Origin of the sequence: Actinomadura sp. NPDC000600, from assembly GCF_040492135.1 — a bacterium.
GTDB lineage: Bacteria > Actinomycetota > Actinomycetes > Streptosporangiales > Streptosporangiaceae > Spirillospora.
In genome coordinates this window covers 1-9,645 of sequence record NZ_JBEUPD010000079.1, presented here as the reverse complement: position 1 = coordinate 9,645, position 9,645 = coordinate 1, and the positions used below count along the sequence as shown (strand labels likewise).

The following is a 9,645-nucleotide window of genomic DNA, read 5'->3' as shown; positions in this document are numbered from 1 at the left end:
GGGCCCGCGGGCGCGTTGGGACCGATGACCCGTGGGGGCGGGGGGTGGCGGGGGACGCCGCTCCCCATGGCGCGGCGGCGTCCCCGGCCTCCGGCGGGGGGCCGTCCCGAGGGGAGGGAGTGGGACGGCCTCCGAGGTGGCTCAGCCGGCTTCGGGGACGGGCAGGGTGGGCTGCCCGTCGACGCCGAGGGTGTCCTCGACGAGGGTGACGAAGACCTCCGCGTCGTGCAGGAGCTCCTCGGCCTCGCGCGGGGTGACGGCACGCGGCAGGCCCGCCTCGGCGGCGGCGCGCTTGTCGGCGCCGGCGGCGAAGAAGGCGGCCCACTCGCGCAGCGCGGGCTCGGCCTCGGGCAGCAGGACCCAGACGCTGCGCGGACGGCCGCGGCGGTGGGTCTCCAGGGGCTCCTTGGACGCCAGGACGGCGGCCGCCGCGCGCAGCGCCGCCAGGTGGGCGCACACGTAGCGGACGGCGGGCGAGGTGGCCTCGGCCGCCTCGGCGAGGCCCATGCGGGCGGCGTGCAACTGCCCGACGGCCGTGTGCGCCGGGCGCGGCGCGGGCATCGGGCGGTGGCGTGGGCGAGGACTCGGGGACGGGACGGACTGGGCTGCGGAGTGGATTCCGCGTGCGGTCATCGTTCCGGACATGTCTGCCTCCTTCCGGGGCTCGGGCCGGCCGGGCGGAGAGCTTCCCCTCACTCCGCCCGGCCGTCCGTCCCGCCGAAACACCGCGATCGGCGGGGACGTCGCCCTGGTGCGGGCCGCGAGTCCCGCACCACATCGAACATAAGTTCGACGCGCTTCACAGTAAACCGTCCTGACGGCGATTCGTCAACGTGTTCGAATGCACGTCGCGTCCCCCGGCTCGGCGGGTCCGTCGGCAGGCCCCGCAGGCGGCTAGCCAGGCCTCCTGACGTGCACGGGGACGCCCGTACCGACCAGGTCGGGGAAGTACTCGGCGATGTGCATCGGCATGCGGACGCAGCCGTGCGACGCGGGGTACTTGGGCACGTCCAGCGCACCGTGGAAGGCGATGCCGCCGTTGAAGTAGATGGGGTTGTAGAGCTGCCCCAGGGGCGAGGTCTCCCACCCGGAGGCGCGGCGCCCCGTCCGGAAGTCGCCCGTGCTGGTCGTGGCGTAGCGGCAGCGCGCCACGGTCGCGCCGCGGTCCTTGGCGCAGTAGTACTCCCCCGAGCCCGACGAGACGTGCGTGATGAGCCGCGGCGCGCCGTTCTTGTAGAGGACGAGGTACTGGCGCTTCAGATCCACGTCGACGCGGTTCTTCTCGCGCTTCTTGGCCATCGGACGGGGCTCCTTGGGAGCGTCCAGGGCCTTCCAGAACGACGCGGTGAGCGTGCTCTTCTGCTTGAGCCGGTTCACCGCCTGGAACGCCCACACGGCCGTCTCCGTGGACGGCCCGTACTTCCCGTCCGCCTTGCCCGGGTCGTAGTGCAGTTCCTTGAGGCGGCGCTGGAGCGCCTTCACGTCCGCCCCCTTGGCGCCCGGTTTCAGCTTCCGGTGCGTGGGGCTGGGGCGGGGCGTCGCCGGCGCTTTGGACGGCGTCCCCTCCGGCGACCCCTTCGACGGGGCGGGAGCCGCCGCGTCGATGTCGTTGCAGCCCGTCAGGACGACGGCCGCTATGAGCAGAACCGCGCTTTTCCGCACGTCGATCGGTCTCCCTCGCATGCGCTGACCTTAAAGTTCTACCCATGCATCCGAATGCCGAAATCGTCGCGAAGGCTCTGCTCGACCTGGGCGCGGCCGGGGCCGTCGTCGAGCTTCCCGACTCCGCGCCGACGGCGCGGGCCGCCGCGGAGCAGCTGGGCTGCGAGGTCGGCGCGATCGCCAACAGCCTGGTGTTCGACGCCGACGGGTCGCCGCTGCTGGTGCTGACCAGCGGCGCGCACCGCGTCGACACGGTGAAGGTCGCGGCGCTCGTCGGCGCGGCGAAGGTGCGGCGGGCGACGCCGGAGTTCGTCCGGGAGTCGACGGGCCAGCCCATCGGGGGCGTCGCGCCGGTCGGCCACCCGGCGCCGATCCGCACGCTGGTGGACGTCTGGCTGGACCGGTACGACGAGGTGTGGGCGGCGGGCGGGCACCCGCACACCGTCTTCCCCACCTCGTACGGCGAACTGCTGAGGATCACCGGCGGGACTCCCGCGGAGGTGGAGTGACCCGGCTGAAGTGACACCGCCGGAGTGACGCAGGCGATGTGACGCGCAGGTGAAGATACGGAGAGGCGGAGTGATGGAACTGTGGCACAACCCGCGCTGCTCGAAGAGCCGCGCCGCCAAGTCCGCGCTGGACGAGGCGGGCGTGGAGTACACCGAACGCCGCTACCTCGACCGGCCGCCCACGGCGCAGGAGCTGGACGAGGTCCTCACCCGGATCGGCGCCGAGCCCTGGGACGTGGCGCGGTTGAACGAGCCGGTCGCCAAGGAGCTCGGGCTGAAGGACATGGAGCGCGACCGGGCCCGCTGGATCGAGGTCATGGTGGCGAACCCGGTGCTGATCCAGCGTCCGATCGTCCTGACGGGCGAGAGCGCCGTCGTGGCGCGCGATGCCGAATCGGTGCGCAAGGCCCTCGACAGCCAGTGACACCGGTGTGATTCTGGGGAGTCGGGATACGGCGAAGGACGGCCTCCGGAGGGGTGATGGCGGCGCAGATGCGGACGGGTCCGGCGGCGCGCGACCCGGAGTTCCGGGGGATCGACCCGCCCGCGCTCAACCAGGTGATCAGGCAGCTCCAGGACGCGCAGAACGCGATCCAGGGCTGGCTGAACGGCCACCGCCCGCCGCCCGGGGTGTCCGCGGCCGGGTACCGGCAGGCCGACGAGGTGGCGCGGTGGGCCGTCGAGCAGCTCGGGATGCTGACGCGGCGGTACAACTTCGCGGTCACCCATCCCTCTCCCGGCGGGGGCGTCGACGTACCGCCGGCGCCCGCCCCGGCCCCCTCGCCGCGGAAGACCGGAGGCGGCCCGGTCGGGACGCCGCGTCCCGTGAAGGCGCCGCCGCACCGGACCCCGCCCGCCAAGGCGGTGCCGCAGCCGACCCCGCACGGCGCCGGTGACATCGGGAACTTCCCCGACCGGCCCGCCGCCGCCCGCGCCGCCAGGGCCGACGCGGTGGCCGTGACGACGGCCGTCCAGGAGGGCCGGCCCGTCCCGGACTCGGTGTGGAGGCACCTGAAGGCCGACGCCGGCGACCCCGACTACACCGAGAAGCTGTACGAGCGGCTCGGCCCGGCGGCCGCCGCCGAGCTGCTGAAGGCCGCCCAGGGGGACCGCGCGAGGCTGACGGCCGTCCAGCAGTCCCTCGGCATGGCCAGCCACCACCTGCCGATGGACGTGAAGTGGCTGCGCGCCTTCCTGGCCGAGGCCGACCGCGCCGGGATCCGTCCCGTCGCCGTCCAGGTGCTCCTGGGCGCCGACATGAGCGCCCGCACGCGCGAGGCCGTCGCCAGGCTCGACCTGCACCCGTCCGCCGCCACCGCCTGAAAGACCGACACCGCCTGAGAGGTCGCCATGGCCGCTCCACCGCCCCCCGGCAGCCTGCCCCCGCCGATCAGCGGCGCCGCGGCGGCCCGGCTGTCGCCCGCCGAGCAGCCCAATCCGGAGTACCAGCAGCTCTACCAGGCGTACGCGGACGCCTACGGCAGCATCGACCGGCTCCGGCAGGCGCTGGACGCGCCCGCGCGGACGCTCGGTGGGACGGACGCGTGGCTCGGCCCGGAGGCGCGGGAGTGGGGCGGGCAGCTCGACGCGAACCGCGGGACGCTGCGCAAGGCCGCCGACCGGATCCTCTGGGACCTCTACGATCGGCTCTCCGCCACCCAGCGGACCGTCACGCGGGTCTAGTCTCTGTCGGGTGAGGGACCCGAAGCTGCGCGAGATCGACGAACGCGCCTTCCTACGCAGGCTGAGCCCCATGCTGGACGTGTACGCGGCCGCGATGGAGCCGCCGAACGAGCAGCTCCCGGGCCGGCACACCATCATGGAACGGCACGCCTCGTATCCGGGGTTCCGCGCATTCGTGGTCGAGCGGCGGGGCGCGCTGCCCGTCATGCCGGCGCCCGTCCAGGGGTTCGCCTACGGGTTCCACGGGGCGCGCGGCCAGTGGTGGCACGACGTCGTCTACCAGGCGCTGGCCGACCGGGAGGGGCCCGAGCACGCCGACACGTGGCTGGAGGACGCCTTCGAGGTCGCCGAGCTGCACGTCCATCCGCAGGCGCAGGGCAAGGGCCTCGGCCGGGCGCTGCTCAACGCGCTGTGCGGCGGGCGGACGGAGCGCACGGTCGTGCTGTCGACGCTCGACAGGCGGCCGGAGACACCGGCCCGCCACCTCTACCGCTCGGTCGGCATGGTCGACCTGCTGACCGACTTCGAGTTCCCGGGCGGCGGGCCCCGCTACGCGGTCATGGGCGGGACCCTGCCGCTGGCGCCGTACCCGGCGCCGTCCAGCAGCGAGTAGACCTCGCGCGTCGCCGTGGACTTGTTGAACGTGATGAAGTGGATCCCCGGCGCGTCCTGGTCGAGGAGCTCCCCGCACAGTTCGGCGGCGTGCTCGATGCCGAGCCGGCGGACGGCCTCCGGGTCGTCCGCGACGGCCTCGAACCGGGCCCGCACCTCGGGCGGGAAGGGCGCGCCCGACAGCTGCTCGGACCGCTCGATCGTGCTGAGCTGGGTGACCGGCATGATGCCGGGCAGGATCGGCACGTCGCAGCCGGCGGCGGCGACGCGGTCGCGCAGCCGGAAGTAGTCCTCGGCGCGGAAGAACATCTGGGTGATCGCGTAGTCGGCGCCGGCCCGGCACTTGTCCACGAAGTAGCGGGTGTCGCTCTCGATGTCGGGCGAGCGCGGGTGCTTGTAGGGGAACGCGGCCACGCCGACGCAGAAGTCGCCGTAGGAGCGGATCATCTGGACCAGCTCGGCGGCGTACTCGACGCCGTCGGGGTGCTTGACCCACTCCCCCATCGGGTCGCCGGGGGGGTCGCCGCGCAGCGCGAGGACGTTGCGGACGCCGGCGGCAGCGAACCGGCCGACCAGGTTGCGCAGCTCGGCCTGGGAGTGGTTCACGGCGGTGAAGTGCGCGACCGGGGTGAGGGTGGTGTCGGTGGCGATGCGCTCGACGATGTCGACGGTCGTGTCGCGGGTGCCGCCGCCCGCGCCGTAGGTCACCGACACGAACGTCGGGTGCAGCGACTCCAGCTCGCGGATCGTACGCCACAGGTTCCGCGCGCCCTTGTCGGTCTTGGGCGGGAAGAACTCGAACGAGAACGAGCGCTCGCCCGAGGCGAGCAGTTCTCGGACGGTGGGGGGCCTGTCAGGGCGTACGCGTCGCATCCCCCAAGCCTACAGAAGCGCCCTGCGGAAGCACTCTGCGTGCGGAGGGAGCGGGCGGCGGCGCCCGACAGCCGATCCGCGTGATGCTCGCCACACCGGACGGGCGTTATGTCCGTATTCCCGAAGATCTAGTGACATCTCACGTTCTTGATGGAGGGTGGAAAGCACCCAGCTGGATACGATCTCGGCATGTCGACCAGCCAGATCCGCAAGGAGGTCGACGAGGCGCTGCTGGCCTTCGTCGACCGCCGGCGCCCCGCCCTGCGCGCCATCAGCGACGACCTCGAGCCGCTGCTGGCCGCCCTGGACGCCCTTCTCGGCGGCGGGAAGCGGCTGCGGCCCGCCTTCTGCTACTGGGGGTGGCGCGCGGCGGGCGGCGAGGACGGGCCCGGCATCGTGGCCGCCGCCGCGTCCCTGGAGCTGCTACAGGCGAGCGCGCTGGTCCACGACGACGTGATGGACTCCAGCGACACCCGGCGCGGCCAGCCGTCCGCCCACCGGCGGTTCGAGGCGCTGCACCGCGCGCAGGGGTGGCCCGGCGACGCCGAGTCGTTCGGCGGCGGCGCCGCCATCCTGCTGGGCGACCTGTGCCTGGCCTGGTCGAGCGAGATGTTCGAGACCTCCGGGCTGGACGGTGCCAGCCGGCTGCGCGGCCGGGCGGTGTACGACCTCATGCGCACCGAGGTCATGTGCGGCCAGTACCTCGACATGCTGGAGGGGGCGCGCCGCCAGGCGAACGTCGCCACGGCGCTGCGCGTGGTGGAGTACAAGAGCGCCAAGTACACGATCGAGCGGCCGCTGCACCTCGGCGCGGCGCTGGCCGGCGCACGCCCGGACGTGGCGGCCTCGCTCACCGGCTACGGCCTGCCGCTCGGCATCGCCTTCCAGCTCCGCGACGACGTGCTCGGCGTGTTCGGCGACCCGGCCGAGACCGGCAAGCCCGCCGGCGACGACCTGCGCGAGGGCAAGCGCACCGTCCTGGTCGCGCTCACCCTGGAGCGGGCGAGCGCGGCCCAGGCCGCGGCCCTGGAGCGCCGGCTCGGCGACCCCGCGCTGGACCGCCCCGGCGTGGACGAGCTGCGCGCGATCATCGAGGAGACCGGGGGCCTGGCCGCGTGCGAGGCCATGATCAAGAGCTACCTCACCGAGGCGGAGCAGGCCCTGGCGGCGGCCCCCATCACCGAGGACGCCCGGGAGGCGCTGGCGGACCTCGCGGTGGCGGCCACCACGCGCAGCACCTGAGCCGCTTCCGGCACGGCGGTCCCGGTGCGGCGCGGTCGTCCCGGTGAGGTTCGGCGGCCCCCCCGTGACACGATCCGGCCAAGTTTTCGCGGCGCACTAGAACTTTCCCACCAATTGGTGGCAGAAAGGTCGCCATGTGCGCCGCCACCCCAGGAGAACGCGTCCCGCGCGTCGACCCGCTCCCCGAGCAGGAGTGGGACGACGTGGTCAAGGCCGTGACCGAGACGATCGGCCCGCTGAACGTCATCACCACGCTCGCCCGGCACCCGGAGCTGTTCCGGTCGTGGATCGGGCTCGGCTCGATGCTGCTGATGAACGGGACGCTGGGCGCCCGCGACCGCGAGCTGGCGATCCTGCGGACGGCGCACCACCGCTCCTGCGAGTACGAGTGGGACCACCACCGGCGGGTCGCGCTGGACGCGGGGCTCACCGAGGACGAGATCGCCGCGCTCCGGAAGGATCCGGACGAGCACGGCTGGAGCGGCGGCGACCGCATGGTGCTGGCCGCCGCGGACGAGCTGCACGAGCACGGCACGATCGGCGACGCGACGTGGACCGAGCTGTCGACGCGCTTCGGGGAGCGCGAGCTGATCGAGCTGGTGATGCTGATCGGCCATTACCACATGGTCGCCTTCGCGCTGAACGCCCTGCGGGTCCAGCACGAGGACGGGGCGGGCGGATGAGGGGGACGAAACCCGGGCGCGGGCTGCCGGGGGCGCTCGCGGTCGCCTCCGCGCTGGCGCTGACGGCGGTGCTGACCGCGGCCTCCGCGCCCGGCGAGGCGCGGGCGGCGGCCGGGCGCTGCGGCGACCCGGCCTCGCGGCCGTGGTGCGGCGCCGCGCTGGCGCCCGACCGGCGGGCGGCGCTGCTGCTGCCGCGGCTGACCGCCGACGAGAAGATCGCGCTGCTGGCGGCGGACGACCCGTTCGGCGGGCCGCTCGGCGGGTTCTCCGAGGACGCCCACGCCGACACCGCCGGCGGGATCCCCCGGCTCGGCGTCCCGCCGGTCCTCATGGCCGACGGGCCGGCCGGCGTCCGGCAGGGCAAGGCGACGGCGCTGCCCGCGCCGATCGCGCTCGCCGCGGCCTTCGACCCGAAGGCCGCGCGGCTGTACGGCGGGACGGTCGGGTGGGAGGCGCGGCACCGGGGCAACGACCTGGTCTTCGGCCCGACGGTGGACGTCCTGCGCACGCCCCGCAACGGCCGGACGTTCGAGGGCTTCGGCGAGGACCCCTACCTGTCGGCGACCCTCGGCGTGCCGTGGATCCAGGGCGCGCAGGCGCAGGGCGTGATGACCTCGGTCAAGCACATGGCCGTCTACACGCAGGAGACCGACCGGCTGTCGCTCGGCATGAACGTCGACCCGCGCACGCTCCGCGAGATCTACCTGCCGCCGTTCGAGGCCGCGGTGAAGGACGCGGGCGCCGCGACGGTGATGTGCGGGTTCGGCCGGCTGAACGGCCGGTGGGCCTGCCAGGACGGCGCCGTCCTCAACGGGATCCTGCGGTCGGAGTGGGGGTTCACGGGGTTCGTGCCGTCCGACCACACCGCCGCGCAGGACGCCGCCGGCGCCGCGAACGGCGGCCTCGACATGGAACTGCCGATGGGCAGGAGGTACAACGCGCTCCTGCTGAAGTCGGCCGTCGCGCAGAGGAAGGTCGCGCAGGCGACGATCGACGCGCACGTGCGCAACATCCTGCGGACGATGTTCCGGTTCGGCGTGTTCGACCGGCAGGCGTACCCCAACGACCTCACCCGCATCGACCGGACGGGCAGCCGGAACGCGGCGCGGGCCATCGCGGAGGGCGGGATCACGCTGCTGAAGAACGACGGCGTCCTGCCGCTCGCGGCCCCGAGGTCGATCGCGCTGATCGGCCGGGCCGCCCGGCAGAGCCCGAGCGGCTTCGGCTCGGCCAAGGTCGTCCCGTTCGGGACCGTGAGCGCGCAGGACGGGATCGCCCGCCGCGCGGGGGCCGGAACCAAGGTCACCTACCACGACGGCGACGACCGCGGAGGCGCCGCCGAGGCGGCCCGCGGCGCGGACCTCGCCATCGTGTTCGCGACCGACAGCCAGGGCGAGTTCTTCGACAAGTCGTGCCTGACGCTGCAGTGCGGCGACCCGCTCAGAGGCGACCAGGACGGGCTGATCTCCGAGGTCGCCAAGGCCAATCCCAACACGATCGTCGTGCTGAACACGGGCGGGCCCGTGCTGACGCCCTGGGCCGGGCAGGTGAGGGGCATCGTCGAGGCCTGGTACCCGGGCCAGGAGGCGGGGGACGCCCTGGCGCGCGTCCTCTACGGGGACGTGGACCCCGGCGGGCGGCTCCCCGTGACGTTCCCCGTCAGCGAGAACGACGCGCCCGCGTCCGGGAACCCGGCGCAGTACCCCGGTCTCGGCAAGAGCGCCACGTTCTCCGAGGGCGTCATGGTCGGCTACCGGCACTACGACGCGAAGGGCATCGCGCCGCGGTTCCCGTTCGGGCACGGCTTGTCCTACACGACGTTCGCCTACGGCGGGCTGTCCGTGACGTCCAAGGCCGTGCGGGTGACGGTCACCAACACCGGCCGGCGCGCCGGCGTGGCCGTGCCGCAGCTCTACATCGGCATGCCGTCGCCGGGAGTGGAGGTCCCGCAGCCGCCCAAGCAGCTCAAGGGGTACGCCAAGGTCGCCCTCGGGCCCGGGCAGAGCGCGAAGGTGACGTTCCCGCTGTCGCCGCGCTCGCTCGCCTACTGGAACCAGGCGGCGAAGGCGTGGAAGGTCGCCCCCGGCTGCTACAAGATCATGGTGGGCGACTCGTCCCGGCGCATCGCGCGGACCGGGACGCTCGGGACGTGCCGCTGACGGCGAAGATCGCCGTTCCGCTGTCCCGCTCCCCGGTTACAGGGTACAAATGGGGAGATCTTCGTCCGCCCCCGCCGAGTCGGAGTCCCCCAGTGCCGCACGACACCTCCCGCGGGAGGACGGACCCCCATCAGGGTCAGCGAGATCAGGTGCTCCTCGGTGTAGGAGCGCAGCGCCTCCATCGCCAGGGCCACCGACTGCCCGAGCTGCCGCAGGAGGTGG

At 73.7% G+C, this 9,645-nt stretch carries 11 protein-coding genes; 8 read left to right on the top strand and 3 right to left on the bottom strand.

From position 1 onward, the window contains the following. Nucleotides 1–141: 141 nt before the first annotated feature. Both ABWI07_RS43495 and ABWI07_RS43490 read right to left on the bottom strand, forming a co-directional pair. A complete protein-coding gene (locus ABWI07_RS43495; protein WP_149257378.1) occupies nucleotides 142–645 on the bottom strand; it encodes an SAV_6107 family HEPN domain-containing protein in 504 nt (167 codons plus the stop codon). Between the two features lie 249 nt (nucleotides 646–894). Further along, nucleotides 895–1,683, bottom strand: coding sequence for a L,D-transpeptidase family protein (locus ABWI07_RS43490; protein ID WP_353822140.1), 789 nt, complete (start codon nucleotides 1,681–1,683; stop codon nucleotides 895–897). A gap of 23 nt (nucleotides 1,684–1,706) precedes the next feature. Between ABWI07_RS43490 and ABWI07_RS43485 the strand changes: the two genes are divergently transcribed. The 5 genes from ABWI07_RS43485 to ABWI07_RS43465 all read left to right on the top strand — a co-directional run bounded on the left by ABWI07_RS43485 (nucleotide 1,707) and on the right by ABWI07_RS43465 (nucleotide 4,467). Beyond that, the gene (locus tag ABWI07_RS43485; protein WP_149257380.1) at nucleotides 1,707–2,171 is read left to right on the top strand and encodes a YbaK/EbsC family protein; all 465 of its coding nucleotides are present in this window, start codon (nucleotides 1,707–1,709) and stop codon (nucleotides 2,169–2,171) included. A gap of 73 nt (nucleotides 2,172–2,244) precedes the next feature. Then, nucleotides 2,245–2,595, top strand: a complete 351-nt coding sequence (locus ABWI07_RS43480) for an arsenate reductase family protein (protein ID WP_353822139.1) — start codon at nucleotides 2,245–2,247, stop codon at nucleotides 2,593–2,595. Nucleotides 2,596–2,651: 56 nt separating this feature from the next. After that, entirely contained in the window at nucleotides 2,652–3,494 is an 843-nt protein-coding gene (locus ABWI07_RS43475) for a hypothetical protein (protein WP_149257382.1), read from the top strand. 27 nt (nucleotides 3,495–3,521) lie between these two features. After that, entirely contained in the window at nucleotides 3,522–3,854 is a 333-nt protein-coding gene (locus tag ABWI07_RS43470) for a hypothetical protein (protein WP_149257383.1), read from the top strand. Nucleotides 3,855–3,864: 10 nt separating this feature from the next. Beyond that, on the top strand, nucleotides 3,865–4,467 hold the full coding sequence (locus ABWI07_RS43465; RefSeq protein ID WP_149257384.1) for a GNAT family N-acetyltransferase: 603 nt from the start codon (nucleotides 3,865–3,867) through the stop codon (nucleotides 4,465–4,467). Here the strand turns inward: ABWI07_RS43465 and metF are convergent. Beyond that, the gene (gene metF / locus ABWI07_RS43460) at nucleotides 4,404–5,339 is read right to left on the bottom strand and encodes a methylenetetrahydrofolate reductase [NAD(P)H] (RefSeq protein ID WP_149257385.1); all 936 of its coding nucleotides are present in this window, start codon (nucleotides 5,337–5,339) and stop codon (nucleotides 4,404–4,406) included. The two genes, ABWI07_RS43465 and metF, sit on opposite strands and share 64 nt — an antisense overlap. A 189-nt stretch (nucleotides 5,340–5,528) precedes the next feature. On the opposite strand from metF, the gene ABWI07_RS43455 reads away from it, so the two are divergent. The 3 genes from ABWI07_RS43455 (at nucleotide 5,529) to ABWI07_RS43445 (ending at nucleotide 9,423) form a co-directional block, all read left to right on the top strand. Then, nucleotides 5,529–6,581 (top strand): polyprenyl synthetase family protein, encoded by a 1,053-nt coding sequence (locus ABWI07_RS43455; protein ID WP_149257386.1) that lies wholly within the window; start codon nucleotides 5,529–5,531, stop codon nucleotides 6,579–6,581. Between the two features lie 134 nt (nucleotides 6,582–6,715). Continuing rightward, nucleotides 6,716–7,264, top strand: a complete 549-nt coding sequence (locus ABWI07_RS43450; RefSeq protein ID WP_149257387.1) for a carboxymuconolactone decarboxylase family protein — start codon at nucleotides 6,716–6,718, stop codon at nucleotides 7,262–7,264. Beyond that, nucleotides 7,261–9,423, top strand: coding sequence for a beta-glucosidase family protein (locus tag ABWI07_RS43445; RefSeq protein ID WP_353822138.1), 2,163 nt, complete (start codon nucleotides 7,261–7,263; stop codon nucleotides 9,421–9,423). Before ABWI07_RS43450 ends, ABWI07_RS43445 begins: the two co-directional genes overlap by 4 nt. Nucleotides 9,424–9,645 lie beyond the last annotated feature (222 nt).

What these genes read in the sequence shown, in the direction of transcription:
- ABWI07_RS43450 (WP_149257387.1), top strand. Translation starts at nt 6,716, where the DNA reads ATGTGCGCCGCCACCCCAGGAGAACGCGTCCCGCGCGTCGACCCGCTC.
- ABWI07_RS43445 (WP_353822138.1), top strand. Translation starts at nt 7,261, where the DNA reads ATGAGGGGGACGAAACCCGGGCGCGGGCTGCCGGGGGCGCTCGCGGTC.
- ABWI07_RS43490 (WP_353822140.1), bottom strand. Translation starts at nt 1,683, where the DNA reads ATGCGAGGGAGACCGATCGACGTGCGGAAAAGCGCGGTTCTGCTCATA.
- ABWI07_RS43475 (WP_149257382.1), top strand. Translation starts at nt 2,652, where the DNA reads ATGGCGGCGCAGATGCGGACGGGTCCGGCGGCGCGCGACCCGGAGTTC.
- metF (WP_149257385.1), bottom strand. Translation starts at nt 5,339, where the DNA reads ATGCGACGCGTACGCCCTGACAGGCCCCCCACCGTCCGAGAACTGCTC.
- ABWI07_RS43485 (WP_149257380.1), top strand. Translation starts at nt 1,707, where the DNA reads ATGCATCCGAATGCCGAAATCGTCGCGAAGGCTCTGCTCGACCTGGGC.
- ABWI07_RS43495 (WP_149257378.1), bottom strand. Translation starts at nt 645, where the DNA reads ATGTCCGGAACGATGACCGCACGCGGAATCCACTCCGCAGCCCAGTCC.
- ABWI07_RS43480 (WP_353822139.1), top strand. Translation starts at nt 2,245, where the DNA reads ATGGAACTGTGGCACAACCCGCGCTGCTCGAAGAGCCGCGCCGCCAAG.
- ABWI07_RS43470 (WP_149257383.1), top strand. Translation starts at nt 3,522, where the DNA reads ATGGCCGCTCCACCGCCCCCCGGCAGCCTGCCCCCGCCGATCAGCGGC.
- ABWI07_RS43455 (WP_149257386.1), top strand. Translation starts at nt 5,529, where the DNA reads ATGTCGACCAGCCAGATCCGCAAGGAGGTCGACGAGGCGCTGCTGGCC.